Below are 25620 nucleotides of genomic sequence, written 5' to 3' on the forward strand. Positions count from 1 at the left end.
GTCCGCCGTGGCTGACACACGTGTAGGCCGATTCTGTCAAAGCGATTGCTGCTGTCAGTTATAATAAGGGCATCAACACACACTTAAATACTGGAGCCGATTGTAATGAAATGGACCGATAGCCAGCGTATCGCTGAAGACCTGTATGACAAATTCCCCGAGGTGGACCCAAAAACCATCCGCTTTACCGACCTGATGCAATGGGTACTTGAATTGGACGGTTTTAACGACGATCCTGCCCATTGTGGCGAAAAAATCCTCGAGGCGATTCAACTGGCCTGGATTGAGGAAGCCGAGTAAATGACCACTTTCCTGCCAGCGTCGATTTTCAAAGCCTACGATATCCGCGGCATCGTCGGCGAGACGCTGACAGAAGACATTGTGCGCCAGATCGGGCTGGCTGTAGGCAGCCTGGCGCTGGAACGTGGCGAACACAGCCTGTGTGTCGGCTACGATGGCCGCTTATCCAGCCCCACCCTGGCCGCCGCCCTTACAACAGGCCTCGTAGAAACGGGGATCAATGTCATTGCCTTAGGCATGGTCACCACCCCCATGCTGTATTTTGCGGCGCACTATTTAACGCAAACCAGCAGTGGCGTCATGATCACCGGCAGCCACAATCCGCCAGCCTACAACGGCCTCAAAATGGTGGTTGCGGGCGAAACCCTCAGTAGCGAAGCCATACAAGCACTTAAGCAATCGATTATCCAGCAGCAGTTCACACACTCATCCCAGCCAGGCAAGCAATCGTTTCACGATATTCTTCCGGCCTATCAAGAAGCCATTGTGTCAGACATCCAGCTCGCACGCCCCATGCACGTAGTAATTGACTGCGGCAATGGCGTGGCTGGCGCTTATGCACCTGCCTTGTTTAAAGCCCTGGGCTGCGAAGTTGAAACCTTGTTTTGCGAGGTGGATGGCTACTTTCCCAACCATCACCCGGACCCGGTTGAAGCCAAGAACCTGCAAGATGTGATACACACTTTACAGGCTGGCGCGGCCGAAATCGGCATAGCCTTTGATGGCGATGGCGACCGCCTGGGCGTAGTCACCAAGTCCGGCCAGATTATCCGCAGCGATCGTCAACTCATGTTGTTTGTTGAAGACGTGCTGCAACAACAGCCTGGCAGCAAAGTCGTGTTCGATGTGAAATCCACGCGTCATTTATCGCCTTTTATACGCGAGCACGGTGGAAAACCGGTGATCTGGAAAACCGGCCACTCGCTGATGAAAGCCAAAATCAAGGAAACCGGCGCCGCCATTGGCGGCGAGCTCTCCGGCCACCTGTTTTTTAACGATGCCAGACAAGGCAAACCTCGCTGGTTTGGCTTTGATGACGGCCTGTATAGTGCCGCCAGGCTGCTGGAAATCATCAGCCGCAGCCCCGATGCCAGCGCCATGCTCGAAGCCCTGCCTGATAGCGTCAACACCCCAGAACTGCAAATTGCCATGCAAGAAGGCGAACCGCACGCCTTGATTGCCACGCTGCAACAATCGGCGCAATTTGCGGATGCCATTGAAATCATCACCATTGATGGCCTACGTGTGGAATACGCCGATGGCTTTGGCCTGGTGCGCGCCTCCAATACCACGCCAGTCCTCACGCTACGTTTTGAAGCGGATAGCGAAGCCGCATTAACCCGCATTCAACAAGCGTTTAAACAAGTCATCAGCCTCGCCGACCCAGACTTGAAAATTCCGTTTTAAGCCACCATTGAATGAGCATGCGATATGCCACACAACGACTCTACTCTCGCGGGCGCAGCCTGCTCTACACCCTGATCTGGCTGGGCCTTGCCACGTTGGTCTGGTTTTTAGTCGACCGCGTGCAACACCCGAATACCCTGGAACAGATTGGCCAGCAACAAGTCGTCAGCCTCAAACGCGGCCCCGACGGCCATTACAGCGCCGAAGCCCTGATTAACGGCGAACGTGTGCGCGTGCTGGTCGACACTGGTGCTACTGGTGTCGCTATTTCGCAAAGCGTCGCGGACCGTTTGGGCCTGGTCAGCCGCGATGCCATTAACACGCACACAGCCAACGGCAATGCGGTGTCTTACCTGGTGCGCTTGAAAACTGTGCAACTAGGTGGTGTGGTTGCGCATGATGTCGCCGCGACCATTTCGCCAGGGCTGGAAGGTGATGCCCTGCTTGGCATGAGCTTTTTAGGCAGGATGGACGTGAGGTTGTATCGTGGGGTGATGACGATACGGGATGGTGAGTAGTACGCGTGAGCACACGGGTTGCCCACGCGCCAGCGATTATGGTGCCTCAGCTGGTAATGGTTTACCTTGCTTGACAATGGCCACCGCCTGAGCAAACCGTTTATGGAACGTCGTTTCAGTTAAGGTTGTGGCGACATTCACCGTGACACGGCGTTTGGTCACGACAGTGACCTTGGTGTCGTCATCTTTCATTGGCTCTACCCAGGCACCCATGACCGCGCCCCATGACACCAAGTTAACGCCACTGCTGGTGAGCATATAGTGCTGGTCTCTATGCTCCTCAATCGCATCCGCACCTTCCCATCTGAAGACGGTTTTTGCAATTTCCCAGGCTTGCGCTTCTGTCACAGCATAGTTCTTGGTAGTGCCTTCGGCACCGCTTTGTTTCACTTTGACCACATCTTGCATGGTTGAGCAACCAGCCGCAGTCATCGCTAACGCCACTAACAGGGCGCTTGCAACTCTTCTTTTGATATTCATTCTTATTCTTTCAAATTATTAAGTAAAGATTGGTTAATCCAATCCGGCGCCACATTAGCAGATTTTGCGTGGCAAAGCCATGCGTTGCACACTGCTAGCGCCTGACGCCATACTCCAGCACAAACCATTGCGGATTCAATCCCACCAGCGGCGCACGCAATGTCGCCAACTCAGCCTCAGGCCCATGCACCTCAATGCGAACCAGCGTAGACACCTCGCCCATTTCATGCAAAATCGGGCGCAGGTTTTCAAGATGGGCTAACAAGGCCGCCGCATTCTCAAAGCCTTCGCGGCAATGCGCGAGGTCGCCATCAAAACTAAAGCCATAATACAAACAGCCGGGTTCGCGCGCTGACCACGCCACATACTTCTCGCAGATGGCGCGAAAAGCAGCGGCTTTGCCAGGATGAATCTCAAAGTAAGGGGAAACAGAACAGCAGGTATCTAATGTGGCCATTGCTAACTATCTTTGTTTAATCAATTACTTTGCCAGCTCGGCACCTTCAACCACCACACGGAAGAATTGCAATGCCGCCTGGTCCTGGATACGCACGCCAGTCGCCACAGAGCCGCGTTTGCCCGGTGCGATACCGCCCGTAATCAGCATGGATCGGGTCTGGTCGACCAACCGCCCGCGGTTATCATATTGCAACATACGCACCTGCACGCGGCCAACCTGCACGCTACTATTGTTCTGCACAGCGGCATACACCATGCCGGTGTTATCTGCCAAAGGGCCAGAAGGCAGGTAGCGCGCGGGGTTGCGTGGTAAATCGATGCGCATGGCGCGACCAGCGGCTTCTTTACCGATTTCAGAATCCGAACTGGCAGCCAGTTGATAATGCTGTAAGGCCAGTGAAGTTTCACCGCGGCCTTCGGCAATCTGGCCTAGCAAGGCATAACCAGGCGCCGTTGGCAGCAAGGCATTGGCTTTTTTCAGGAAAGGCTCAGCCTGCTCTTTTTTGCCATCATTAAATAAGGCAATCCCGCTTTGCACATAAGGCTTGAAGTAGTCAGGCTGCATTTGAATCGCCTTGTCGTAAAACGCCAGCGCCTCTGTGGTGTTTTTCTTGGTCAAGGCAATATCGCCTAACAATTCCTGAAAACGCGCTTCGTGCGGCTCGATACTGATGGCTTTTTTGGCCAGGGTTTTGGCTTTTTCGGCATCGCCTTTTTGCAAGGCTTCCTTGCCTTCGTCGTAGGCTTTATAAGCCTCGCGCGTCGCCATCAGTTTGGCCACTTTTTGCGCATAAACATCTTTGCCCATCTCGCCGCCAGCGCCTAATTCTGCCAGCGTTTTCCTGTTATCATCCACACGCTCTTGTGACGGCGGGTGGCTGGCAAACAGGCCGGAAATAAAATCTTGCCGTTTGCCTTCGCTCAGGCGTACAAACGTTTCTTGCAAGGTGACCGCTGCAGCCGGGTCATACCCAGCCAGTTTCATATACTTCATGCCATAGTGGTCAGACTCAGACTCAGCATCCCGGCCATATTTGCTGGTGATTAACTGCCCGCCCAGCTGCGCGCCACCGACCACCAGGTTGGCATAGTTAGAATCACGCGTCGCCAGCCCCACGGCCAGCATGGCGCCTTGCATAAACATGCCACGCTCCATACCCTTGGCACCGTGACGCGCCGCCGCATGCACAATTTCATGGCCTAGCACGGCAGCTAACTCAGCCTCACTATGCAACTCGTAAAGCAAGCCACGGTTAAAAGCGATTTTGCCGCCCGGCATCGCCCAGGCATTAGGCACCGAGTCATTCAGCACCACAAACTCATACGGTAAATCCGGGCGGTCAGACACCGCCGCCAGCTTTTGTCCGACTTGTTGCACATAGCGCGTCAGCTCTGCATCCAAGGTGTAATCACCGCCTTGCGACTGGCGCGCCGGGCTATAGTTTTGCTGGCCCAGTTGGATCTCCTTGTCTTGCGAGACAAACTGGAACTCGCGTTCTTTTGTCACCGGGTTGACGCCGCAGGCCAGCAAGCCTGCGGACAATAACACCGGGCAAAGAATACTTTTTTTTATCATGTTCATGCAGCCATTTCCCCGCGGCTATTCTATTTTTTAGGTGATCACAGTTGGCTGTTGCCTGCCAGTGAGTGGTGGCAGTTGCGAGATCTGGTGGGAAACAGCAATCAACTCTGCCAACGCCTCTTGTGCATCCAACTGCTGCTGCGCGGCATCCTCAGTAAAGGCTTCGAGGTAGACACGAATGGTTGCCCCTTCAGTGCCCGTGCCCGACAAACGAATGACCACACGCGAGCCGCAGGCGAACAAGATACGCAGCCCCTGACCAGTGCTAACCGAACCATCAACAGGATCGGTATAGCTAAAATCATCGACTGTTTTCACGGTATAGCTGCCAAATACTTGCCCTGGCAAGCTGGCAAATTGCGCCTTGATATGGGCTATCACAGCATTGGCCTGCTCGGTGGGCACGCCTTCATAGTCGTGACGCGAATAGACATTGCGGCCATAAGTTTGCCAGTGTTTACGCACCAAAGACTCAACGCTCTCGCCAGTCACCGCCAGCAGATTGAGCCAGCACAACACCGCCCACAAGCCGTCTTTTTCACGTACGTGGTCACTGCCGGTGCCAAAGCTTTCTTCGCCACACAAGCTGACACGGCCAGCGTCCATCAGGTTGCCAAAAAACTTCCAGCCGGTGGGTGTTTCATAGCAATCAATGCCCAGCTTGGCGGCTACACGGTCAACCGCGCCGCTGGTCGGCATCGAGCGCGCCACGCCGGACAACCCTTGGGCGTAGGCTGGAATCAGTTTGGCATTGGCCGCAATCAGCGCGAGGCTATCAGAAGGGGTGACAAAAAAGTGATTGCCCAAAATCATGTTGCGGTCGCCATCGCCATCGGACGCCGCCGAGAAGTCAGGCGCTTGTGTGCCGTAGGCAATCTTCACCAGGTCTTCGGCATAAGTGAGGTTAGGGTCCGGGTGGCCGCCACCAAAGGTTTCTGAAACCTCGCAGTTCATCAGGCTGCTGGCCGGTGCGCCCAGGCGTTCGCCTAGAATCACCTTGGCATAAGGCCCGGTCACGGCATGCATGGCATCAAATTGCAGACTATGGCCTGCGGCCAGCCAGCCTTTAATCGCGGCAAAGTCAAACATGCTTTGCATCAGGTCAGCGTAGTCAGCCACTGAGTCAATCACTTCAACTTCAAACCCATCCAGTGTGGTCACGCCGATGCTGGATAAATCCACCTCGGGCAAATCGGCCAGTTTGTATTGTGTAATCTGTTTGCTATTGGCAAAAATGGCATCGGTGATTTTTTCTGGTGCCGGGCCACCGTTGCTGGTGTTGTATTTGATGCCAAAGTCATCATCGGGCCCGGCCGGGTTATGGCTGGCAGAGAGGATAATGCCGCCAAAGGTCTGGTATTTGCGGATGATGTGAGAGGCGGCCGGTGTCGACAGGATACCATTCTGCCCCACCAGCACTTTGGCAAAACCATTGGCTGCCGCCATTTTAATAATCACCTGAATGGCCTCTTTGTTATAAAAGCGGCCGTCGCCACCCAGCGTCAAGGTAGCCTGCGCTGGAATATCCAGCGTATCAAAAATACTTTGTACAAAGTTTTGCAGGTAATGGGCTTGCTGGAACACGCGTACTTTTTTACGCAAGCCAGAAGTACCGGGTTTTTGATCAGAAAAAGGATGTGTTGCGACAGTTTGAATCGACATGGCCTTGGCTTCTTGAAATGTTAAAGACTCTAAACTTGATTGTATTACAAATCGGTGACAGTTTTATGTGATGGTTGGTCAAACATGCATGGTTTATCGGGCCCGATGGCCAATACCGAAATACAACACCGATAAGCCGACGAGATGACACACCGGCCACCATAAGGCGTTAAATTGCTGCTGCATAAACGCATAAGCGCCTAGCACGCCGCCAGTCACAAAACCGCCAATCAGGATTAAGTAAAGCGTTAGCCGCCTTTTATCGACGGCTTGACCACGCAAGCGCAGGCCGAAAGCGATGCCAATATCCGTAAACAATCCAGACACATGCGTCGTGCGCACCACCGCCCCGCTAAAGGTACTGGTCATCGCATTTTGCAATCCACAGGCGGCAGAAGCCAGCCACTGGCCGCTGAGCCAGCCCTGATTAAGCAATACCACCGCCGCTGTGAGCAAGCCTGCTTCTATCCATAATGCCAGGTGATATTGTCTGCCCAGCTTGAGTGCCTCGTGGCCGATGACCATGCCACTGATGATGGCGCCCAGCACAAAAAAGAGCATCACACAGAGCAAATGCAGCACTTGCAAGACATCCCCTTGCATGATTTCAATCGAGAAAAAAGTAGAAATGCCGGTCAGGTGCGACACGGCCTGATGACGGAACCCCAGCACGCCAACGGCATTCACGAAGCCAGCATTCATGGCCAGTAAATATCCGCCCAACTCTACCCAGCGCGGCAAACGCTGCATCATGTCACACCCTCGTTTTCCGACTTGTTGTGTCACTACATTTTACGCTGCCGACGCACAACGACAACAAAATCACGCCGCTAAAACTACGTAAAATCATGAGCCGCTTTTAAGGATTCGCTTCAGGGTGGTTTTGAAACACGTGCGTATAGTGTGAGTCATACCAGTACATCAAGCACGATGTGCTCACCAACAACCAAAGGAGACACTCATGTGGACTAAACCAGCTGCGACTGAAATGCGTTTTGGCTTTGAAGTGACTATGTACGTCATGAACAAATAATCAACCTTATCTATTTAGATAGATTGAATAAAAAACCGCCGGAATACGGCGGTTTTTTATTGCCTGTCACACTGTGCTTAAGCCAGCTGAGACCACAGCAAGTTAATGCTCACGCCCATCAAAAAGACGGCAAAAATACGCTTCAATACCTTGACCGGCAAACGTTTGGTCAGCGCCACGCCTGCCGGGGCAAATAACACACTGAGCGGGGTGATCAGCATAATGGCAGGCAAATAGAGCAAACCGAACGAATCTGGTGCATGTGCCGTTTGGCGCACGGCATCTTGCAGATAACTCACCGTGCTCGCTAACGCAATTGGGAAACCCAATACAGCTGACGTCCCGATCGCCTGTTTCACCGACACATTGCGCATGGCAAGGTAAGGCACAGTCAATGTACCGCCACCGATAGACACCAGCGCAGAGATCACACCAATCAACAACGACACCAGGCTGATTTCCACCTTACCAGGCACTTTGTGCTGAGTCGGCTTGCGGTCCAAAAACAACTGTATCGCGGCAAAAAAAGTAAATGTGGCAAAAAACAGCGTCAAATAAAAGGCATCGAGGTGAATCGCCACCAAGGTCGCCAATAGCGAACCAATAAACGCCATCGGCACCATGGCCCACACATAGGGCCAGACGATATTCTGGTTTTTATGATGCGCGAGTATGCTGGACAGTGAGGTAAAGACGATGCATGCCATTGAGGTTGCCAGCGCCATATGAAAAGCCGCATCGGCCGAAAACCCTTTAGCCACCAGCATGGCATGCAGCATAGGCACCAGCACAATGCCACCGCCTATGCCCAGCAAGCCAGACAGCACACCGACCACCACGCCTATCAGGCAAAACAACGCATACTGCTCAAAAAATAGTTGTATCCAGTCCATGCGACACCCATCGGTTGAAAGCGCAACAGTATACCTGCTGAATGATGATCTTTTCTTTGCTTTTTCTATTGATGATTTTTGTTACAATAATCAAATGAACGACTCTCAAGAGAAAAAAGCAGGCGGCAAACGGTTGGGCGCAGGGCGCAAACCGGGCTCTGGTTTATATCAGGAAGCCACTACCGTCATGCGCGTGCCTGCCAGCCAAAAAGCGCTGCTAAGCGACTTGCTGGTCAGCTATGCCCAGCAGCGGAAAAACCTGGACAGTCCGGACGCCTTCGAGCTTCCTGAGCAGACAACACGCCCTATCGCATTGCCGCTCTATCAATCAAAAGTACCTGCAGGCTTTCCCTCCCCGGCCGATGATCACATAGAAACACGCCTGGATCCGAGCACCTATTTGATAGACCAGGCAGATTCAACGTTTTTTGTCACCATACAAGGTGAGTCGATGATAGAAGTGGGCTTAATGCCTGGGGATAAAGCGGTGGTAGATAGAGGAAAATCACCAGTGATCGGTGATATTGTGCTGGCGATGATAGATGGCGAATTCACCATCAAAACACTGGCCAAGCAAGCAGATGGCACACCAAAGTTATTACCCGCAAACGCGTCTGGTCGCTATGCGCCACTCCTGATTCAGCCTCCCATGCAGTTTGAAGTATGGGGCGTGGTGATAGGCTCGTTCAGGCGCTTCAGATAAACAAAAACCCGGCGCCCATTGAGCATGGACAACCGGGCTTGCTGAACGCAGATGAATTATTTGTTCATCACGTACATGGTTACTTCAAAGCCGAAACGCATTTCGGTAGCAGCTGGTTTAGTCCACATAATGATCTCCTTTTTTGATTTCCCGAACCGACCCCATGTCTGGCTCGTGTGAAAGTATTATCGGCCCATGCCCCCATAATCCTGCTATTGCGGATCATGAACAGGGTTTAGGGAATTTCATGAAACAGCCCTCATGCAAATGAATATGCCAACATTCAATCCATCAGCCACCAGGGCAATTGCACTGGTCGATGTGAATAATTTTTACGTCAGCTGTGAGCGGGTGTTCAACCCCAAACTGCGCGGGCGCCCAGTGGTGGTGCTGAGTAATAACGACGGCTGCATTATCTCGCGCAGTGCAGAAGCCAAGGCACTGGATATCGCCATGGGTGCGCCGTGGTTCAAAGTGCGCAAGTATGCCGAGCAAGAGGGGGTGATTGCCTACTCATCGAACTATGCTTTATATGCGGACATGAGCAACCGTGTGATGTCGGTGTTGCGGCAATTTAGCCCGTCACAAGAGGTGTACTCGATTGACGAGTCGTTTCTCGACTTCACCGATTTTCCCAGACGCGACCTGAGCGCCTATGCACAACAACTCAGGCAAACAGTGCTGCAAGCCACAGGATTACCAGTCTGCGTCGGGATTGCCCGCAGCAAAACCCTGGCAAAACTGGCGAATCATTGCGCCAAACAACAAGCTACCCTCAATGGCGTTTGTCATTTCAATAACCTCGCGCCAACAGTCTTAGACGACACTTTGCGCAACATCGACGTCAGCCATGTCTGGGGCATAGGCCGCAATTTGAACAAGCACTTGCATGAGGTAGGCATTCATAGCGCCTATGACCTCAAGATGAGCGATGCAGCGACCATGCGCCAGACATTTAACGTGGTGATGGAGAAAACCGTGCGCGAACTCAATGGCACCTCCTGCCTGGCACTGGAACAGGTACGTGGACCACAACAGCAGATATTGAGCACGCGCAGCTTTGGCCGGGCAGTGCGTGACCTGCAAAGCCTGGAAGAGGCCGTCACATTGTATACAACACGCGCAGGCGAAAAGCTGCGCCAGCGCAAGCTATACGCAGGCAGTGTCTACGTCTATATCCGTACCAGCCCGTTTCGCGATGCTCAACAGCAATACGACAACAACTTGCGGCTGCCGCTCCACACTGCGACGAATGACACCTTGCAACTGGTGCAAGCCGCCCTGGCAGCGTTGCGGCAGATTTACCGTCCTGGTTACGACTATATGAAAGCAGGTGTTTCACTCGGTGAGCTGGTCACGGCGGAGGCACAGCAACAAGACTTGTTCCAATCTACCGCCACCCACGAGAAAGCAGGCCGCTTGATGCATGCGTTGGACACCATCAACCAGAAAATGGGCCGTGCCACGCTAAGACTGGCCAGCGAAGGCGTACAACACCACCAACCCTGGCGTATGAAACAGGAACTGAAAAGCCCGGCATATACCACCTGCTGGGATGAGTTATTAGCAGTGGAATAACCCCGGCTTGGCCTTAAACCTTTTTGGGGAGTGACACCGAGCTAAACGTCACGGCACTGATCACCAGCACGGCACCGAGTAACTGCGCATGATTAGGCGGCACATGCTCGAATGCCGCAATCACCATGGTCGTCACTGGCACCAGGTTCATAAAGATCGCCGCTTTTGATGGCCCCAGGTTGGAGATGCTTGCGTTCCAAAACAGATAAGCCAGCACCCCGCCGCCTAGCGACATCATCAATAAGGCTGACCCGGCATGGATGGTCGGCATCACAACATGATCACCATGCCAGCATGCAGCGATGCTTAACGCGATTGCACCAACAGTCATAATGCCCGCCGTATTGGCGATACCACTCACATTTTTCGGCATCATTTTTTTGACCAGCACGTTATATAGCGCCCAATTCAGTGACGCAATCAGGATGTAGATATCGCCCATTGCAATGGTGAGTTGCGCGCCCGCGCCCAACACGACGATAGACACACCGGCAATGCCAACCGGGAAGGCCACCAGCTGTTGTGTGCTTGGCCTGTCGCGCAGGATCACATAGCCCAGCACGGCCGTCAGCAAGGGATTCAAGGCCATAATTAACGCACCATTAATAGCAGAAGAGGTTTCCATGCCCAGAAAGAAAAACAGGTTAAAGCCAAACACGCCGACCACCCCCAACGTCAGATACGCTTTCCAATGCTGGAGGGGCATGGTCTCTTTTCTCACTTGCGCAATCAAGACCATCACGGCGGCGGCCAGCACGTAACGACTCGCCCCAGCCACATAAGGGCCCATTTCGGCAATGACCGGGCGTGCCAGGTTAAAATTGGCGCCCCAAAAAATGGCCGCCATGGTGGCCATCACATAGGTTTTAAAGTAATTCATCTGCCTTCTCTATGACTGCTTAATCTATCAAGTGACTCAACCACCCGTTATAGCCTGTCGCCGCTTCAGCCGTCAATCCCTTCGACAATAAACACCCGGTATTGCGCACCACGGTGCCGATGTTGCATCGCCTGCTGATATTGCGGACTGTGGTACCAGGCTTCGGCTTCTTCAACGCTAGCAAATTGGTGAATGAGGCATCCTTCAAAGGCCGGGCCTTCGAGGATAGTGAGTGCACCATATTTTACCAGGGGTGTCACGGCACGCCCCTCCCGGGCGAGAGGGGCCAGACTGGCATAAGTCGCCATTTCCGCTTGATCCGTGGTCCGCTCACGCATCATGACCACATAGGCACTCATGATTAGCGCGCCCCTTGCAGACGCTGTACAAGTGCCTGTGCGGCTAATGCAGACGACGCTGGATTTTGCCCGGTAATCAACAAGCCATCCTCGACCACATAAGGTTGCCAGTCAGCACCTTTTGAGTATTGTCCCCCATGCTGAATCAGCATATCCTCAACCAGAAAAGGCACGACATTGGTCAAGCCAACCGCCTCTTCTTCAGAGTTAGTAAAGCCTGTGACTTTTTTACCAGCCACCAGCGGGCGGCCATCCGGCTGTTTGGTGTGGCGCAACACGCCGGGCGCATGACACACCAGCGCAACAGGTTTACCCGCATTCAGTGTCGACTCAATCAAGCTAATGGAGTCGCTATCCTCTGCCAGGTCCCACAATGGCCCGTGCCCACCTGGATAAAAGACTGCATCAAACTGCTTATGTGACACCGCGCTTAAGGGCACGGTATGCACCAGCGCTTTACCGGCTTCTGCATCGGTTTCAAACCGTTTTGTGTCTGCCGTTTGAAAAGCAGGGTCATTACTTTTTGGATCCAATGGCGGTTGCCCGCCTTTGGGCGACGCCAGCGTTAACTGTGCACCGGCGGCTTTAAACGCGTAATAAGGTGCCGCCAGTTCTTCCAGCCAAAAACCGGTCTTGTGGCCAGTGTTGCCCAGGGTGTCATGCGAGGTCAGTACCATCAGAATATGCATTTCAACGCTCCTTCAGAATTAAGTGATTTGGTGTAGCCATCATGAACGTTTTGATTCCATTTTTGAAATTTATTATGTATATTTTAGTTATTCACATAATGAATAGTTAAATGCGCTACGACCTGAATCTGTTAAGAGTATTTATTGCGCTGATGGAAGAGCGCAGCGTGACCCGCGCGGCTGACCGGCTGGGCATCACACAGCCCGCACTGTCGAATGCATTGAACCGCTTGCGAGATATCCTGCAAGACCCATTATTCATTCGTGAACGTTATGGCATGCAGCCGACACAAAAAGCGGAAGAAGTGGCCCCCGTCATTATGGAGGCAATCGGCCAGCTGGATAGTATTGTGCTGGAACAGCAGACCTTCGACCCGGCGAATGCCAACCTGCTGTTCACCATTGCGCCCAATAGTTATGTCGAATATGTGCTGATTCCGGCAGTGGTTGCTAGGTTGCGTACCTTAGCGCCGGGGATCAAGCTGCGCATCATCCCTTATGGCAATGATTTGGCCGAAACTGGCGTCATTTCCGGTAGTACGGCACTGGTCATGGGGCGTTTTGTCGACCCGCCAGATAACCTGATTGTGCAGCACCTGATGGATGATCGCCTGGCTTGTGTGGTGCGCGCCGATCATCCGACCATCGGTGATGAGATCAGCAAGGCGCAATATGAACAACTGAAACATGTGAATGTATTGCCGCCAGGGCGTATGCGCGCAGGCCTGTTTCAGGCGCTGGACCGACAGGGCTTAAAACGTGAAGTGGCGGTCTCGGTCACACACTTCCTCTCGGTGCCAGAAGTGATCTCTGTCACCGATTATTGCACTACCCTGCCGATTCAGATTTGCCGCCGCCTGGCCCATGATACGCGCCTGAAAATTTTGCCTACGCCAGTCGACCTGGGCACGTTTCCCGTGGATATGGCCTGGCATGTAAGATACCGGCATGACCCGGCACACCGCTGGTTACGGTCATTGATTGAAGAAGTGGCGCGTACGCTCTAAGCACGTCTAGGCAGCATCAATCAGGCCATGCTTCATGGCCAGCCGCACCATTTCCACCGGACTGTTGACCGAGAGTTTCTGCTTGATCAGGGTGTAATAGTTAGCCACGGTCTTCTGACTGATTTTAAGCATATCCGCCACCTCTTCCACGCGCTTGCCTTCGGCCAGCAGCCTAAACACCTCGAACTCACGCGAAGTGAGTTGCTGCAGTGGATTACTGTCGCCGATCAGTGTTTGCAAAGCGACTTTCTGCGCCACATCCTGGCTCAAAAAGGTGCGTCCTTTAGCCACATCCAACACGGCCTGCACTAAATCCTCTGCTACACCGGTTTTAGTCACATAGCCCTTCACACCTGTTTTAAGTGCCTGCGCGGCAAACGACACCGCCTCGTGCATGGAGAAAATCACGATTCTGGCTTGCGGATAGCGTTGCAAGATACGTTTGGCGGCTTCCAGGCCGCCCATACCCGGCATGGAAATATCCATCAGCATGACATCGGGCAGAATCTCGCCGTACACCTGGTATGCCGACTCCCCGGTATCTGCCTCGGCCACGATTTCAATCGATTTATGGCTTTCGAGCAAACGACGCAACCCTGAACGCACCACGCTGTGGTCATCCACCAACACTACTTTAACTGTCATGTCACTGCTTCCTGAAAACCTTCTGTTGTGTGAAAATGCACTTCGATACGCGTGCCATGCCCCGGCGCACTCGTAATGTTCATACTACCCATCAAGCCCTCTACCCGCTCCTGCATCCCCGCCAGACCATAGCCGCGACTTTGCACACTGGTATCAAACCCGCGTCCGTCATCCTCTACCAGCAGATACAGGCCCTGGTCACTTTCCGTCACCTCTATCGTCACACGCGTCGCAGCTGCATGCTTGCTGATATTGGTCAGGCATTCCTGCAAAATGCGGTATACCGTCACCGACACCGACTCATCATGTTGGCTCAGGTGGTTGGAAATCGCATTCACCACCATGATGCCGCGGTTACGGTCATGCCAGTGATGAATCAGCTCGGCCAGTGCCAGGCTCAGCCCTAACTCATCCAGCACCCGCGGGCGCAAGCGCGCCAGGATATCCTGTATGGTGACCATCATTTGCCGCGTAATCTGTGCAATCGCCTGCGCACTTTCGCGCGCCACACTGAGCTTTTTGGCCGCTACCAGCGCACTGGCATCCACATGCACAGCCGTCAGGTATTGCCCGATTTCATCATGCAGGTCTCGCGCCAGCTTTTTACGTTCTTCTTCCTGCAGGTGAATAATCTGCTGCGTTAAACGGTGGTTGTTACGTATGCTTTGCTCCAGCGTACTGGCCATGCTGTTGAATTTATCGCTGATTTCACTCAACTCAACCTGCTCAAACCCGGGCAAGCGGCTTTGATATTCCCCGCGTTCAATCTGGTTCAGGCCATGAATAATCTGTTTCACCGGTTTAAACGTCGCGCGTACCGTCCAATAAACAAACAGCAACACGCTCAAGCCGAACAGGCCGACAATCGCCAGCAAACCAGAGGTGTCATCCCAAATCTCGCGCAACTCAAAACTCGGGTCAGGCGTAATCACCAGCTCGCCGATAAAGCGCCCGTTCAGAATGATATTCTTGCGCTTGGGCTCATTGAGCACGCTGGAAATATCCAGCAATCGTACAAACCACGCGGGTGGCTCTTCACCGGTATGTACTAACCGTGTCGAGCGGTTGGACTCACGCAGTCGGCCGGTCATATCAAAGAAATCCACCTTCAAATGGCGGATATTGGTCAGTTCATCCAGGCGAAATAAATTGGTTTGACCATTTTCACTGTTATTCAGCCAGCCAAAATCGGTCATGTAATGCGCGATTTCCGCATCCAGCAAATGCATCACTAGGTTGGTGCTTGAATCCACCTCTGCCAATACGTCTTCGCGTGCATTTTTCACCACCGATACGGCCCAAGTCAGTAGCAAGCCGAGCAATAACAAGGTAATGATCAGGTTAAGTTTAAACTGAAGGCTGAGTGATTTCATCATGCTGTGTGGATTTTAAAGTCGATCGCCCAAAAACTTTCGGGAATTTTTCCCGATTCATCTCCCTGACATGCAGGGACACCACACATTATAGAAGCACACTGTTGAAACGCCACCAGACGATAGTAGACGCTTCCTGATTAACGAATCACCACACCCCAGGGCAAGGTGCCGACCGGGATATCCTTTAAGCGAAGGTTGGTTTGCGTATCGATCACTGATACCGTGCCATCTTTTTCATTGGGCACATAGGCGAAAGGTTGTCAGAAAACAGATAAAGAGGTGCTGACCAACGCGACCGTGAATAGAAGCTGTTGCAGGATGTGTTGCATAGAGTGTCCCTTAAAAAAATCGACCAGTTGCTGCAACAACTGGTCTGAACATGGAGATATACTTTATGCAAATCAATTAAATTAAGTCATTTAAATTGATAACTGCATATTAAGCATGCTGTGGCTGTGCCAATAGCGGCAGCCTTCCCGATTTCACCGGGATTCATTCCCGACAAACTGACCAAATGCCCGAGGTTGCGCGCCGACCGCAATACGAGTACGCTCTTTATGAACACGGATATCAATCACGCTCACATCATTGCTATCACGATTAGCCACATACGAGATAGTGTCATCGCGTCCCAACTGTAGCCCGCCGGGCGCATGGCCGACATGTATCTGCGCCATGACCCGCCCGCTCTCAGCCGCGACCACCAGCACGTGATCGTGATACCAGTCAGCCACATACAAGCGATCACCGCGCTGGTTCACCGTGAGGCCAACAGGCGCAATAGGCAGCATGATCGTGCGTATCACTGCCTGCTGCTGCATATCAATCACCGATACCGTGTGTTCGCCCTGATTGGTGAGGTAGGCAAAGTCCGCCGCCTGCGCCCAGAGACAGGCACTGACGCCCAATAAGCCATACAGCATCTTCATCATGTGCAAGACTGGCTGACGCATTCTTCTGTTGCCCACACTATAAGACGGACGCGAGTCTGCGGACCGCGCGCGGGCAGAGATTTTTCACCGATACTTCGGGTATTGATACACGCAACCATGTGATTGCAGGGGTTCAGGCAGAAGCGGATGTTTGTGTGAAGTGCGCGTCAATCGCCGTCATGTCCAACGCTTGCCACATCGCAAGGTGGTGTTGCAGCTCGTGGGGGTGCATGGCGCCAGTGACCATATCAATGACAACGCGCTGACGAATGACCATCAAGGCCGGGACCTGCGCCACCTGGAAATTGCTTGCCAGGTCAGTCGCCACATCGATATCCGCTACGGCAAACAAGGCTTGCGGTGCCTGTGCCGCCACCTCGGCAAAGTTCGGGTAAAAGGTCTGGCAAGGCGCGCACCACTTGGCCGTGAACAGCACGACGATAAAGTCATGGCTGGCCACGGTTTGATTAAACTGCTGCTGACTGTCTATGGTCACCGGCAGATGAGGGGCAGATGGGGTACTCATGGTCATTCCTTGGATAATGGCGCGCCTGCCACTGGCAGGCGTTTAATACTATAAATAGTCCAATGTTGCGGCCCGGCAATGCTGTGTGAACAACCCAGCTCTTTTTCCGGTGCGTCCGGGGTAAGGATATGCCTGGTGTGGTCAGCCGTTTGCACCTGCATAAACCAGCGGTCCACCCACACCTCTACCGCACCCGCAGCAGCATCTGTCAACTGTAATGACACCATATTGCCGCCATGCGCCAGGCACAGGGAATCATCAGTCTCAATAAGCCTGGACAGCGCATCGTCTACGGTTTCCGCCTGAATGCACGGACTCAGCGCCAACAGCAGGGCAAAAAATAAACGGCGACTCACACGCATACACATCCACTAAACATGCATGTGCTTAGGCACACACAGATAAGCCCAGGCTTTTAAACACCGGGCGCATGGCCAGGCACACTTTTTTGCGCCAGCCACTTTGATTGGCAGCCGCATTCTGGCGACCGTCTTTCAACCCTTGCAGACCCTCTTTCACAAAAGCATCTACCGCAGTCTTGGCTGACTCATCATCCTGCCCGGCAGGTGGCTCATTACCGGTAAATGCGCGGTAATAACGTGCAGTCCAGACAACCTTGCTCTTCGCTCCCTCAGCCACGACCTTGATCTTGCCATTGAGTGAGCTGACCGGCAGCGCCTCCAGGTCTATGTCACCGGACAAGCGATAGGCCACCGTCATATCTGCCGCTGAGACTTCGTCTATCTCCTGCAGCAATTGCTTGCCATTTTTAAGCGTGATTTTCTGTTGCTTGTCATTGACGGCTTCACAGGCCGTCACTTGCGGATGCCATTGCGCTAGGCCACAAGGGGCACTGACACGCTTCCAAACGACCTCGGCAGCAGCGTTGATCTGGGTGGATTCATCGGTTTTTTGCGGTGTAGGGCCATGTGCCCACACCTGCGCGCTCAACAATAATCCAGCCAGTAATAAAGACCACTTCATGTTTACTCCTTCTCGATAAAATCTATACGGTTCACTTGCCTGGGCGGGTTATACCACCTATACGCCGCTTCACACTGCGTGCCCACGCCACCAGGCCAGGACCAGCGGCGAATGTCAGCCACAGGTAACCCAGCCAGGCCGCACACGCTGCCCAGCCCAACCAGGGCCTGAGATCGGTATCGGCCCAACGCCAGGCAGTCATGCCCAGGCCTGTCGCCCAGTGGCTGCTATCCGCAGTCGCGTCCAGGCGCACATAATGCAAGCCGGTGATCGTTGCCAGGCGTTGCAGATTCTGCGCATCCAGGGCCGACAAATGTGCGTTTTCCAGCAAGTTATTGCCCGGCCCATGCCCGGCGTTACGGTCATGCTGCCCCTGCTCCATCGCCAGCACAGACAAGGTTTCCGCCATGCCAAAATTGCCAAAGCGCTGTACCTCTTCCTGCTCCCAATAGCCGGCCACCGCATTCTTTTCATCCAGCTTGGGAATCTTGCTCGGTGTGCGTTGGCCCATACCTACCAGATAGCCTTGCACATCGCCTGGCTTGCCCGCATAACTAGGCATATATTTAGGATTGGCGGGCGGTGCCTGCTGGCCGTCGGTAAAAAACATCACGCGCATCTGCTTGCCCAGTTGCGGCGCTTGCTCCAGCGCGTGATACACGCCATGCGAGATAAAAGAATCGGCTGCCCAGGCCATGCGCCAGTCCATGCTGGCTACGGTTTGGTCCAACGCAGCGAAATGGCTGCATACTTCCACCGGCTCCACCACATTCACCACATTACGCTCGGTAAACATGCCCAAGGCCACTTGTGAGCCGCAAGGCAGCGCCGACAAGGTCTTGCGTATGCTTTGCTTGGCCATCTGCAAACGGCTCATGCTTTTGCCCGCGACCTGATAGTCAGGCACATTCATACTCTGTGTGATATCCACGACGAAATACCAGTCATAGACACGGTTGGGCAAATACCAGTGCGGTTTGAACAACACCAGGGTTAACAGCAGCAATATCCCTATCAGGCAACTCTTGCGCCAGGTTGCCTGGGCATTACCCGCGACTGACCAGACGGCTTCTGACCAACCTGAAGGCAGGCGTTTGCCCCAGGACTTCACAACACCACGCCACATCAAGGCATGCCTCTAGGATTACCCGGCATCGCAGGCCAGCCGCTAGGCTCTTCTTCTGCCTTGATTTGCTCATCCTCATATTGCTGCGGCCCAGACATGCCATGCGTTGTCGGTGCCAGGCGCAACGCCAGATGGTAGTTATATTTCACTTCAGACCAGCCAGGCTCAATGCGCAAGGCTTTCTGGTAACTTTCTTTGGCCAGCGCCACCAGCGGCCCGGCTTCATCCCAGGCGGGCAAGCCTCGCTGCTCCAGCAAGCGGGTCGCCGTACGCATATAAATATTGCCAGAGTTGAAATAGGCCTGTTTGCGCAAAGGATCATCCGCACTCACCTTGCTCACCAAGGCTGCATATTGTGCTAACGCCTGCTCCGGCTTTAACTGGTTGTCATAAAACACGGCATTGGCAAACAAGGCCTGCGGCGTCTGGTCGGCCCCCAGCAAAGGCTGCCCAATCAGCACATGCGGTTCCAGGCTATTGCGATATACCGCCGCCTGATAGATTTCAATCAACTGTCTGCCCAGCATGACCACCGCAATCAACACCATCACGCTTGCCCACAGCACGCCGCGCCGCAGCATGCTGACTCGTTTTTCATTCATGACTGCCACCGTTTTAACTCCAATCCAAACATTACAGCCAGCAATACCGCCGCCAGCCAGGCCAGGCCATAGGCGTATTGACTCAAGTCTTGCCGAGAGACAGGTTCCAGGTAACGGGTAGGTTTATTCTTCAACCTGGCAATATCACGCACAGCCGCCATCACCGCCTCCGGGTTTTCTGCCTCATAGACGCGATAAGGCACATTCAATGTTTGAAAATATTCATGCAGGGCATATTCAGGATAAGCGTCTATGTTTTCACCTTCAGCCAGACTTTGCTTGAGACTGACACCACTCTCAGAGCGCAGGTAAATCCAGTACAGCGAGGCCTGTTGCCGCATAAACATGGCCCGCAGCATGTCCTGGGTTTTGCCATCCAGATGCGCACCACCATCGGATACCAGCACCATGGCCCGCGCCCCGGTCACCGGCTGGTCAGCAAAATAATCCAGCGCCATGCCCAAGCCCCTGGCAACGGCCGTAAAGCCCATGCCACCCGCCTCGGTCGCATCCAGCGCCGCCTGCACAAAGACACGGTCATTGCCCAAAGGGGCGGCCAGAATCGGCGAAGTGCTAAAGGTGACCATACCCATCAGGTCATCGTGCCCCTGGGCAACCAATGTTTTCAGCACCTTGCGAGCGACCTCCATTTTGGGCACCCTGGCCTGTGCATCACCTTTTTTCACAAAAGGCTCATTCATGCTGGCACTGCGGTCCAGCACAATCATGACATGCGCGCCGCGCCCAACCTTTTCGACAAACTGAGACTTCAGGTAAGGGCCGCTCAGTGCCAGGCTCAATGCCATAATCAACAGGCTGAGTGTCGCTTTCCATGACCGTTCCAGCCAGACGGACAGCGGGTCCACAGGCAACCCTTGCAAAGCCGGATGCGGAAAATGGATTTGCCCCTGCCAACGCCAGGGCAACAGCGCCAGTGGCAGCAATAGCAGCGGCCAGCCATGCGCCAGCCCCCAGTGCTCGCCGTAGCCTGTGGCCAGCCACCCCTGCTGGGCAATGTCATGCCACATACTCAGGAAACCTCCACCAGACTTAACTGTTTGGCCAGCCGCTTTAAATCAGCCAGCGATAACAATGTGGGCCGACCGGCAAAAAAGGCCTGTTGCAGATCCTGGTAGAACGTTTGCAATGCTTGCGCATGTGCTGCCAACGCTTGCTGCGACGCCAGCCAACCTGCGAGATTTTCCGTGGTGACAGCATAGCCAGCCCGTTGATCAACAGCACGGCTGATCAACCGCATGGCCTGCAGTGCAGCCTCATGATGCCCTTCTTTGAGGGCACGGATAGAGCGCCAGGCCTGCCTGAACGGCATCTGTTTTTCCCTGGGTAACTGTATCCATCCGGCATACCACAACCAGTAAAGCACACCGGTTGCCAGCAGGCATAACCAGCCTGCCAGTGCCCATAACTGGCCCGCGAGTGGCCAGGATGGCAAAGGCACATCCGGATACAGCTGCACATGTGCAGCATCGATACGCGCAGGCAACAAACTGGAAACAATCACTTTATCCGCAGGCACATCCACCGTCAGCCGCTGTTGCTCACGTGTGAATTCCAGGTGTAAGTTTTTAAGCGGCATGGTTTTGACGGTGTCGCCTGCCACAAAAATCTGCCAGTCTATGTCGAGATCAATCTGGCGCCCGTTGGCAGTATCCGTGTGCGTCCAATGCACCTCTCTTAACTCAATGGCCTCGTTTTGTGCCGGGGCAGGCAGGCTGGATGCGTCCAGCGTGAAGCCCGCTGGCACCTGCAAAGTAATATGCTGCCGGGCAATACTGCCCAGGGTGTAATCTGTTTCTCGCGTCACGCTGTGCGCAGTCACCTGCAAAGTACGGTGATCGGCAGCGACACTGGTGCCAGCCATCCCCAACAGGTTAACCAGCACCAGCATACAGAATGTGCTTTTAACGGTATTCGAAACGGCACTCATGCCATGCTCTCCATCAAATGACGGCTGACTTCTTCCGCACGCCAGTCCGGCTTCAGCCATAAGGGCGGACGGGTACCCGCTGTTAAAAACCGGGCATTCAGCGCCTGCATGTGTTGCCGGTCGTGGTCCATGATGCGTTGGTGCAAGCCTTGCCTGAGCATCCAGCTACGCACCTCTCCGCTTTCCATATCCCGTAAACGTGCCCAGCCAAATGCAGGCAGGCCTTCCGTCGCAGTGCGATCACGCAATACCACCGGCATCACATCGTGCGGCTGCCCGGCTTGCAACACTTGCTGCATCAACGCCTCCGGCCAGTAAAAATCAGACAGCAGGAAGACCAGCGCGCGCTGGGCACCGATGGCCGCCATTGCTGCAGGCATGGCAGAGGCGCCATGATTTTGCGGCGCAGCCTGTTGCCAATACTGCGTCATGCGCTGCGCCACCGCCTGTGCCGTTCCTGGTTGAAAGCTAGGCGGAACTTGCCAGGTATGCGGCAAAGCATCATGTGCAGCAGCCATGCCAAACGCATCTCCCTGCCGGGTGACTGACCAGGCCAGTGACGACACAAACTCCGTCACTTGCTGGCGCAGATTGGCCTCGCCCTGAAAAAACATGGAACTGGAGACATCGACAATGGCATAGACGCGGATGGCTGCGCGTTCAAGATAGGTGCGGACCAGCCATTGCCGGGGCACGGTGCGTACACTGGCACGAATATCGATACGTTTGGGATCCGGGCAGGCCAGCAAGGAAGCAAATCCGGCAAAGTCACTGCCACTGCCATGATGCGCGGTTAAGGTTGCACCGGCGTGGTAAGCCCGGGAGCGCCAGTTAACATGGTAAAAGAACTGGCGGGGCTCAAAGGCCGCATGCACGTGTGGCGAAGCGGGAATCATGCCCGGAGCGTCTGACGGAATAGCCATAGGGAAACTGCTTGCCAGACGCGTTATGGCGCAGACACTTTATCCAGCACGGCTTGCAGCAGCAAAGGCGCCAAGCGCGCGTGCTGCAAGGCATAGGCGCCATTGAAAAACACCCGATGCGCGACCACAAACGGCCACACCGCACGGATATCATCCGGCGTTAAATAATCGCGGCCTTCCAGCCAGGCGCGTGTGCGCGCACTGCGCATCAGCATGGCCATGCCGCGCGGGCTGGCGCCACCGGCCAACAGGCGGGACATATCCACATCCGGCAACTGTATGCCTGCCGCCAATGGATCTTTCAGCACACGCCACAGCCCCACGGCATACTCCTGCAAGGCCATTTCTGCACGTACCCCCGCCTGTACGGCTTCAGCCACCTGATTTAGTTGCGCGTAGGGTGTTAATCCAGCGGGCAATTGCCCGACCAGGGCATCGACATCATAAAAGCGGGTATCGAACATCAACGCCCGTTGCAGGTCAGGCGCGTCTGGCGCCTGCACTGAGATCTCCATCAGGAAACGGTCGCGGGCCGCCGCCGGAATCTCAAAGGTTTCTTCACGTTCCAAGCGGTTTCTGTCCGCAAACACGGTCAGGTGCGGAAAGTGGTATTCACGGTTAAAGGCATTCACCGACCGCTCAGCCATCAGCCGCAAAAACAAGGCATGCGCCTGCGGACGGGCACGGTTGATTTCATTAAAGAAAAAGACCGACAAAGCCTCTTCGTGTTGCAGCAATGGCCCGGGTTTGACTGCCGCCTGCCCTTGCTCATTGATATAGGCATGGTAAAGAAAATCACTGGGCATGAGGTCGATGGCGCCCTCTATACGCTGATAACCGCCGCCCAGCAAATGGGCTGCGGCACGCAACATCGTGGTTTTACCGACCCCGACATCGCCTTCCAGCAAGACATGTCCGCGCGAAAAAATGGCAATGGTTAACGCACGCACTTGTTCGGGCATGCCAACCACCACGGTATTCAGGGCTTGTTCAAAAGCAAGCGCACGTTCACGCCATACTGGCAATTCAATTTTATTTTCCATAACACCATATCCATGATTCAGGATGAAACAGGCCATTGCCGACTGCGTGCAATCGACACCGGGTTGTCACATTCAAGAGATGTGAAAACTGACACCGGAAACGATGTCAGTTTCCTTAGGGGGGAATTTTGATTACTTCACGTCAAACACGAAATTGCCGCTAGACTTGGCGTTCGCAATACGTTTTGCATTGCGCGCATCCATGGCTTTGATAGCTTCTTCTTGCTTGTTGAGTTCTACCGGATCATGTTTTGGGTCGTATTTGGAACCCGCAATTTTTTCCGGATAGCCGGGTTTGTTTTCCCAGCAGTTACCTGGCTCTTTACAGTTTTGACCGTCGTAAGCCAGAGCCTGATTTGACACTGCAAACACACTGGCTACGGCCAGTAATGTCAATACGTGTTTCATCACTTTCTCCTTCATCACAAATTAGCTGGTGTATTGTTTTCAATTAACGGATGGCCCACCAGCCTAACCATCTGGTAATGCTTTAACCGTGAGGCGTTGCCGCGCCACCGTTTTTAAGGTTTTCTTCGGCCTGATGACGGATCCAGGCGATGATATGGATAATTTCATCCACTTGCAGGCGCCCTTGTTGCGGGCCCATCATTCCAGCCGCACCGCCATAAATCGTTTCAAAAATGCCTTTGTCGGTTTCGTTCTTGGGATAGGTCCAGTATTCATCCGCCAATGCCGGACCTAACTTGCCCTCAGCCAAATGACCGTGGCAGCCTGAACAAGCGGTTGAGAACAGCGTGTAGCCTTTTTTAATGGCTTCCGGGTCATTGCGATAAGGGTTTTCACCCGTGGCCAGGAAATGCTTGGCCTCAGGCGTAAACGTTTCGCCCTCCATCGGTGCCAACTCCAGCACATCGCCAGAAAGCGTGCCACGGAACTCCAGGGCCGGGCCGTCTTTCAATGCCATGTGTACTGGGGCAGCGGCCTCTGTGCTGCTGACTGCCTCATCCTTGGCGCAAGCGACCGTCAGGAAAGTGGCCAGCACCAGCCCGGAGACACCAAACGCCATGGCAAGTTGTTGTTTCATGCGGCGCGGTTGCGCGTGTTGAGATTCTTTCACTTCAAACTCCAAAAACTAGATTAATTAAGATTGCAAACTATTGCAGGCTCAGCAAAGGCACGCCTTCGTCCTTGAGGATGGCGGTAATTTCAGCGCCATGGGCATCAATGACACCATTCAGGGCATCGACCAATTCCGGGTGTTGCTTGCTGACACCCATCACCACGTTGTAGTGCATGGGGATTTTTTCGCCATTGGTTTTTTTGGCGTTATCTTCAACCATCACCATATTGAGCGGCACAGCCGAGGCACGCACATAACGCGCAGCCTCAGGGGCCCACAACATGGCCATATGCAGGTGCATGTTTTCAACGTCATTCACCAGGCGGGAAGGCTCGACATGGATATAGCGGTTACGCGTCGACTGGAAGTTCTGGATCTCGGTAAAGTAATCAAACATGTCATCAAAGCGGTTAATTTGCAGCAACATGTTTTTACCGGGGCTGTCCGGCATGACACCAATACGGAAATTCTTTTCTTTCAGATAAGGGTGATCCCATGAGGTGACGTCGATCTCGCGGTCCTTGCGGGTAATAAACACATAAGCTGAACGGTAATAAGGTTTGGTCGCCAGTACACGTGGATCATTGGGGTCAGTGCCGATCAAGACAGCACACTTGCCCTCTTCCATGTCCTTTTGCAGCGTCAGCGGATTGGACCACCAGAAATAATTCACAGGCATGTTGAGCGCTTTGCCCACCACAGCCGCAATTTTGTTTTCAAAGCCTTCTTTCTTGTCATTAGAAAAAGGCAGCTCGGATTTACCGGCACAGATATTCAGGGTATTGGCCGCCATGGCAGGCCATGCAAACAGGTTCAACAGCATGGTCAGGCCAGCAGCCAACCATAATTGACGATATTTTTTTACTTCACGAAACATCTGCTCT

General features: G+C 53.8%; 33 protein-coding genes. 7 read left to right on the top strand and 26 right to left on the bottom strand.

All coding sequences use genetic code 11. From position 1 onward, the window contains the following. Window positions 1-105 precede the first annotated feature (105 nt). From iscX to INP78_RS13245, 3 genes are read left to right on the top strand one after another with little or no spacing between them, the layout of a single operon-like run. A complete protein-coding gene (gene iscX / locus INP78_RS13235) occupies window positions 106-300 on the top strand; it encodes a Fe-S cluster assembly protein IscX (RefSeq protein WP_194742671.1) in 195 nt (64 codons plus the stop codon). Beyond that, window positions 301-1707 (top strand): phosphomannomutase/phosphoglucomutase, encoded by a 1407-nt coding sequence (locus INP78_RS13240; protein WP_194742672.1) that lies wholly within the window; start codon window positions 301-303, stop codon window positions 1705-1707. It abuts the gene before it with no gap. 11 nt (window positions 1708-1718) lie between these two features. Then, on the top strand, window positions 1719-2225 hold the full coding sequence (locus INP78_RS13245) for a TIGR02281 family clan AA aspartic protease (protein WP_194742673.1): 507 nt from the start codon (window positions 1719-1721) through the stop codon (window positions 2223-2225). Between the two features lie 36 nt (window positions 2226-2261). Here the strand turns inward: INP78_RS13245 and INP78_RS13250 are convergent, their stop codons facing one another. The 5 genes from INP78_RS13250 to INP78_RS13270 all read right to left on the bottom strand — a co-directional run bounded on the left by INP78_RS13250 (window position 2262) and on the right by INP78_RS13270 (window position 7161). Next, window positions 2262-2705, bottom strand: a complete 444-nt coding sequence (locus INP78_RS13250) for a hypothetical protein (RefSeq protein ID WP_194742674.1) — start codon at window positions 2703-2705, stop codon at window positions 2262-2264. A 94-nt stretch (window positions 2706-2799) separates the two neighbouring features. Beyond that, the gene (locus INP78_RS13255) at window positions 2800-3162 is read right to left on the bottom strand and encodes a putative quinol monooxygenase (protein WP_194742675.1); all 363 of its coding nucleotides are present in this window, start codon (window positions 3160-3162) and stop codon (window positions 2800-2802) included. Between the two features lie 24 nt (window positions 3163-3186). Further along, a complete protein-coding gene (locus INP78_RS13260; RefSeq protein WP_194742733.1) occupies window positions 3187-4740 on the bottom strand; it encodes a M48 family metalloprotease in 1554 nt (517 codons plus the stop codon). A 36-nt stretch (window positions 4741-4776) separates the two neighbouring features. Then, window positions 4777-6408, bottom strand: coding sequence for an alpha-D-glucose phosphate-specific phosphoglucomutase (locus INP78_RS13265; protein ID WP_194742676.1), 1632 nt, complete (start codon window positions 6406-6408; stop codon window positions 4777-4779). 93 nt (window positions 6409-6501) lie between these two features. Further along, complete coding sequence (locus INP78_RS13270; RefSeq protein ID WP_194742677.1) at window positions 6502-7161, bottom strand: YoaK family protein; 660 nt, start codon at window positions 7159-7161, stop codon at window positions 6502-6504. A gap of 208 nt (window positions 7162-7369) precedes the next feature. On the opposite strand from INP78_RS13270, the gene pqqA (INP78_RS13275) reads away from it, so the two are divergent. After that, window positions 7370-7441 (top strand): pyrroloquinoline quinone precursor peptide PqqA, encoded by a 72-nt coding sequence (gene pqqA / locus INP78_RS13275; RefSeq protein WP_081624291.1) that lies wholly within the window; start codon window positions 7370-7372, stop codon window positions 7439-7441. Between the two features lie 77 nt (window positions 7442-7518). On the opposite strand, the gene INP78_RS13280 is transcribed toward pqqA (INP78_RS13275), so the two are convergent. Next, window positions 7519-8334 (bottom strand): sulfite exporter TauE/SafE family protein, encoded by an 816-nt coding sequence (locus INP78_RS13280; RefSeq protein ID WP_194742678.1) that lies wholly within the window; start codon window positions 8332-8334, stop codon window positions 7519-7521. A gap of 94 nt (window positions 8335-8428) precedes the next feature. Between INP78_RS13280 and INP78_RS13285 the strand changes: the two genes are divergently transcribed. After that, a complete protein-coding gene (locus INP78_RS13285; RefSeq protein ID WP_194742679.1) occupies window positions 8429-9037 on the top strand; it encodes a LexA family transcriptional regulator in 609 nt (202 codons plus the stop codon). 56 nt (window positions 9038-9093) lie between these two features. On the opposite strand, the gene pqqA (INP78_RS14670) is transcribed toward INP78_RS13285, so the two are convergent. Then, the gene (gene pqqA, locus INP78_RS14670; RefSeq protein WP_081624291.1) at window positions 9094-9165 is read right to left on the bottom strand and encodes a pyrroloquinoline quinone precursor peptide PqqA; all 72 of its coding nucleotides are present in this window, start codon (window positions 9163-9165) and stop codon (window positions 9094-9096) included. 133 nt (window positions 9166-9298) lie between these two features. On the opposite strand from pqqA (INP78_RS14670), the gene INP78_RS13295 reads away from it, so the two are divergent. Next, window positions 9299-10615, top strand: a complete 1317-nt coding sequence (locus tag INP78_RS13295; RefSeq protein WP_228522895.1) for a Y-family DNA polymerase — start codon at window positions 9299-9301, stop codon at window positions 10613-10615. Between the two features lie 13 nt (window positions 10616-10628). On the opposite strand, the gene INP78_RS13300 is transcribed toward INP78_RS13295, so the two are convergent. The 3 genes from INP78_RS13300 to INP78_RS13310 all read right to left on the bottom strand — a co-directional run bounded on the left by INP78_RS13300 (window position 10629) and on the right by INP78_RS13310 (window position 12543). Further along, window positions 10629-11495, bottom strand: coding sequence for a DMT family transporter (locus tag INP78_RS13300; RefSeq protein ID WP_194742680.1), 867 nt, complete (start codon window positions 11493-11495; stop codon window positions 10629-10631). Window positions 11496-11560: 65 nt separating this feature from the next. Then, on the bottom strand, window positions 11561-11854 hold the full coding sequence (locus INP78_RS13305) for a DUF1330 domain-containing protein (RefSeq protein WP_194742681.1): 294 nt from the start codon (window positions 11852-11854) through the stop codon (window positions 11561-11563). 2 nt (window positions 11855-11856) lie between these two features. After that, complete coding sequence (locus INP78_RS13310; protein ID WP_194742682.1) at window positions 11857-12543, bottom strand: type 1 glutamine amidotransferase domain-containing protein; 687 nt, start codon at window positions 12541-12543, stop codon at window positions 11857-11859. Between the two features lie 110 nt (window positions 12544-12653). Between INP78_RS13310 and INP78_RS13315 the strand changes: the two genes are divergently transcribed. Beyond that, window positions 12654-13550 carry a LysR substrate-binding domain-containing protein gene (locus tag INP78_RS13315; protein WP_194742683.1) on the top strand — a complete coding sequence of 299 codons (897 nt, stop codon included), beginning with the start codon at window positions 12654-12656 and terminating at the stop codon, window positions 13548-13550. A 6-nt stretch (window positions 13551-13556) separates the two neighbouring features. On the opposite strand, the gene INP78_RS13320 is transcribed toward INP78_RS13315, so the two are convergent. The 16 genes from INP78_RS13320 to moxJ all read right to left on the bottom strand — a co-directional run bounded on the left by INP78_RS13320 (window position 13557) and on the right by moxJ (window position 25613). Then, entirely contained in the window at window positions 13557-14195 is a 639-nt protein-coding gene (locus tag INP78_RS13320; protein ID WP_194742684.1) for a response regulator transcription factor, read from the bottom strand. Continuing rightward, window positions 14192-15571, bottom strand: a complete 1380-nt coding sequence (locus tag INP78_RS13325) for an ATP-binding protein (RefSeq protein ID WP_194742685.1) — start codon at window positions 15569-15571, stop codon at window positions 14192-14194. Before INP78_RS13325 ends, INP78_RS13320 begins: the two co-directional genes overlap by 4 nt. Before the next feature lie 137 nt (window positions 15572-15708). Next, on the bottom strand, window positions 15709-15816 hold the full coding sequence (locus tag INP78_RS13330; protein ID WP_194742686.1) for a hypothetical protein: 108 nt from the start codon (window positions 15814-15816) through the stop codon (window positions 15709-15711). A gap of 237 nt (window positions 15817-16053) precedes the next feature. Further along, window positions 16054-16524, bottom strand: a complete 471-nt coding sequence (locus INP78_RS13335) for a YncE family protein (RefSeq protein ID WP_228522896.1) — start codon at window positions 16522-16524, stop codon at window positions 16054-16056. A gap of 112 nt (window positions 16525-16636) precedes the next feature. Then, entirely contained in the window at window positions 16637-17029 is a 393-nt protein-coding gene (locus INP78_RS13340; RefSeq protein ID WP_194742687.1) for a thioredoxin family protein, read from the bottom strand. A 2-nt stretch (window positions 17030-17031) separates the two neighbouring features. Further along, entirely contained in the window at window positions 17032-17391 is a 360-nt protein-coding gene (locus tag INP78_RS13345) for a hypothetical protein (RefSeq protein ID WP_228522897.1), read from the bottom strand. A gap of 25 nt (window positions 17392-17416) precedes the next feature. Then, entirely contained in the window at window positions 17417-18013 is a 597-nt protein-coding gene (locus tag INP78_RS13350; RefSeq protein ID WP_194742688.1) for an SRPBCC family protein, read from the bottom strand. A gap of 31 nt (window positions 18014-18044) precedes the next feature. After that, on the bottom strand, window positions 18045-19139 hold the full coding sequence (locus INP78_RS13355) for a vWA domain-containing protein (RefSeq protein ID WP_194742689.1): 1095 nt from the start codon (window positions 19137-19139) through the stop codon (window positions 18045-18047). Beyond that, window positions 19139-19741, bottom strand: coding sequence for a hypothetical protein (locus tag INP78_RS13360; protein WP_194742690.1), 603 nt, complete (start codon window positions 19739-19741; stop codon window positions 19139-19141). The genes INP78_RS13355 and INP78_RS13360 overlap by 1 nt, the downstream gene beginning before the upstream one ends. After that, window positions 19738-20769 carry a VWA domain-containing protein gene (locus tag INP78_RS13365; protein ID WP_194742691.1) on the bottom strand — a complete coding sequence of 344 codons (1032 nt, stop codon included), beginning with the start codon at window positions 20767-20769 and terminating at the stop codon, window positions 19738-19740. The genes INP78_RS13360 and INP78_RS13365 overlap by 4 nt, the downstream gene beginning before the upstream one ends. A 2-nt stretch (window positions 20770-20771) precedes the next feature. Next, window positions 20772-21689: a hypothetical protein gene (locus INP78_RS13370; protein WP_194742692.1), complete on the bottom strand. Its 918-nt coding sequence runs from the start codon at window positions 21687-21689 to the stop codon at window positions 20772-20774. Then, entirely contained in the window at window positions 21686-22612 is a 927-nt protein-coding gene (locus tag INP78_RS13375) for a DUF58 domain-containing protein (protein WP_228522898.1), read from the bottom strand. The genes INP78_RS13370 and INP78_RS13375 overlap by 4 nt, the downstream gene beginning before the upstream one ends. Before the next feature lie 23 nt (window positions 22613-22635). Next, window positions 22636-23655, bottom strand: coding sequence for a MoxR family ATPase (locus INP78_RS13380; protein WP_194742693.1), 1020 nt, complete (start codon window positions 23653-23655; stop codon window positions 22636-22638). Window positions 23656-23787: 132 nt separating this feature from the next. Next, window positions 23788-24063: a methanol dehydrogenase [cytochrome c] subunit gene (locus INP78_RS13385; RefSeq protein ID WP_194742694.1), complete on the bottom strand. Its 276-nt coding sequence runs from the start codon at window positions 24061-24063 to the stop codon at window positions 23788-23790. Window positions 24064-24145: 82 nt separating this feature from the next. After that, window positions 24146-24682, bottom strand: a complete 537-nt coding sequence (gene moxG, locus INP78_RS13390; protein ID WP_194742737.1) for a cytochrome c(L), periplasmic — start codon at window positions 24680-24682, stop codon at window positions 24146-24148. 88 nt (window positions 24683-24770) lie between these two features. Further along, window positions 24771-25613, bottom strand: coding sequence for a methanol oxidation system protein MoxJ (gene moxJ, locus INP78_RS13395; protein ID WP_194742695.1), 843 nt, complete (start codon window positions 25611-25613; stop codon window positions 24771-24773). Window positions 25614-25620: the final 7 nt, after the last annotated feature.

This window comes from Methylophilus sp. 14 (assembly GCF_015354345.1).
Classification (GTDB): Bacteria; Pseudomonadota; Gammaproteobacteria; order Burkholderiales; family Methylophilaceae; genus Methylophilus.

Bases quoted from the DNA above. Each gene is read 5' to 3' on its own strand.
- iscX (WP_194742671.1), top strand. From the start codon at position 106: ATGAAATGGACCGATAGCCAGCGTATCGCTGAAGACCTGTATGACAAA.
- INP78_RS13240 (WP_194742672.1), top strand. From the start codon at position 301: ATGACCACTTTCCTGCCAGCGTCGATTTTCAAAGCCTACGATATCCGC.
- INP78_RS13245 (WP_194742673.1), top strand. From the start codon at position 1,719: ATGAGCATGCGATATGCCACACAACGACTCTACTCTCGCGGGCGCAGC.
- INP78_RS13250 (WP_194742674.1), bottom strand. From the start codon at position 2,705: ATGAATATCAAAAGAAGAGTTGCAAGCGCCCTGTTAGTGGCGTTAGCG.
- INP78_RS13255 (WP_194742675.1), bottom strand. From the start codon at position 3,162: ATGGCCACATTAGATACCTGCTGTTCTGTTTCCCCTTACTTTGAGATT.
- INP78_RS13260 (WP_194742733.1), bottom strand. From the start codon at position 4,740: ATGATAAAAAAAAGTATTCTTTGCCCGGTGTTATTGTCCGCAGGCTTG.
- INP78_RS13265 (WP_194742676.1), bottom strand. From the start codon at position 6,408: ATGTCGATTCAAACTGTCGCAACACATCCTTTTTCTGATCAAAAACCC.
- INP78_RS13270 (WP_194742677.1), bottom strand. From the start codon at position 7,161: ATGATGCAGCGTTTGCCGCGCTGGGTAGAGTTGGGCGGATATTTACTG.
- INP78_RS13280 (WP_194742678.1), bottom strand. From the start codon at position 8,334: ATGGACTGGATACAACTATTTTTTGAGCAGTATGCGTTGTTTTGCCTG.
- INP78_RS13285 (WP_194742679.1), top strand. From the start codon at position 8,429: ATGAACGACTCTCAAGAGAAAAAAGCAGGCGGCAAACGGTTGGGCGCA.
- INP78_RS13295 (WP_228522895.1), top strand. From the start codon at position 9,299: ATGCAAATGAATATGCCAACATTCAATCCATCAGCCACCAGGGCAATT.
- INP78_RS13300 (WP_194742680.1), bottom strand. From the start codon at position 11,495: ATGAATTACTTTAAAACCTATGTGATGGCCACCATGGCGGCCATTTTT.
- INP78_RS13305 (WP_194742681.1), bottom strand. From the start codon at position 11,854: ATGAGTGCCTATGTGGTCATGATGCGTGAGCGGACCACGGATCAAGCG.
- INP78_RS13310 (WP_194742682.1), bottom strand. From the start codon at position 12,543: ATGCATATTCTGATGGTACTGACCTCGCATGACACCCTGGGCAACACT.
- INP78_RS13315 (WP_194742683.1), top strand. From the start codon at position 12,654: ATGCGCTACGACCTGAATCTGTTAAGAGTATTTATTGCGCTGATGGAA.
- INP78_RS13320 (WP_194742684.1), bottom strand. From the start codon at position 14,195: ATGACAGTTAAAGTAGTGTTGGTGGATGACCACAGCGTGGTGCGTTCA.
- INP78_RS13325 (WP_194742685.1), bottom strand. From the start codon at position 15,571: ATGATGAAATCACTCAGCCTTCAGTTTAAACTTAACCTGATCATTACC.
- INP78_RS13335 (WP_228522896.1), bottom strand. From the start codon at position 16,524: ATGCGTCAGCCAGTCTTGCACATGATGAAGATGCTGTATGGCTTATTG.
- INP78_RS13340 (WP_194742687.1), bottom strand. From the start codon at position 17,029: ATGAGTACCCCATCTGCCCCTCATCTGCCGGTGACCATAGACAGTCAG.
- INP78_RS13345 (WP_228522897.1), bottom strand. From the start codon at position 17,391: ATGCGTGTGAGTCGCCGTTTATTTTTTGCCCTGCTGTTGGCGCTGAGT.
- INP78_RS13350 (WP_194742688.1), bottom strand. From the start codon at position 18,013: ATGAAGTGGTCTTTATTACTGGCTGGATTATTGTTGAGCGCGCAGGTG.
- INP78_RS13355 (WP_194742689.1), bottom strand. From the start codon at position 19,139: ATGTGGCGTGGTGTTGTGAAGTCCTGGGGCAAACGCCTGCCTTCAGGT.
- INP78_RS13360 (WP_194742690.1), bottom strand. From the start codon at position 19,741: ATGAATGAAAAACGAGTCAGCATGCTGCGGCGCGGCGTGCTGTGGGCA.
- INP78_RS13365 (WP_194742691.1), bottom strand. From the start codon at position 20,769: ATGTGGCATGACATTGCCCAGCAGGGGTGGCTGGCCACAGGCTACGGC.
- INP78_RS13370 (WP_194742692.1), bottom strand. From the start codon at position 21,689: ATGAGTGCCGTTTCGAATACCGTTAAAAGCACATTCTGTATGCTGGTG.
- INP78_RS13375 (WP_228522898.1), bottom strand. From the start codon at position 22,612: ATGGCTATTCCGTCAGACGCTCCGGGCATGATTCCCGCTTCGCCACAC.
- INP78_RS13380 (WP_194742693.1), bottom strand. From the start codon at position 23,655: ATGGAAAATAAAATTGAATTGCCAGTATGGCGTGAACGTGCGCTTGCT.
- INP78_RS13385 (WP_194742694.1), bottom strand. From the start codon at position 24,063: ATGAAACACGTATTGACATTACTGGCCGTAGCCAGTGTGTTTGCAGTG.
- moxG (WP_194742737.1), bottom strand. From the start codon at position 24,682: ATGGCGTTTGGTGTCTCCGGGCTGGTGCTGGCCACTTTCCTGACGGTC.
- moxJ (WP_194742695.1), bottom strand. From the start codon at position 25,613: ATGTTTCGTGAAGTAAAAAAATATCGTCAATTATGGTTGGCTGCTGGC.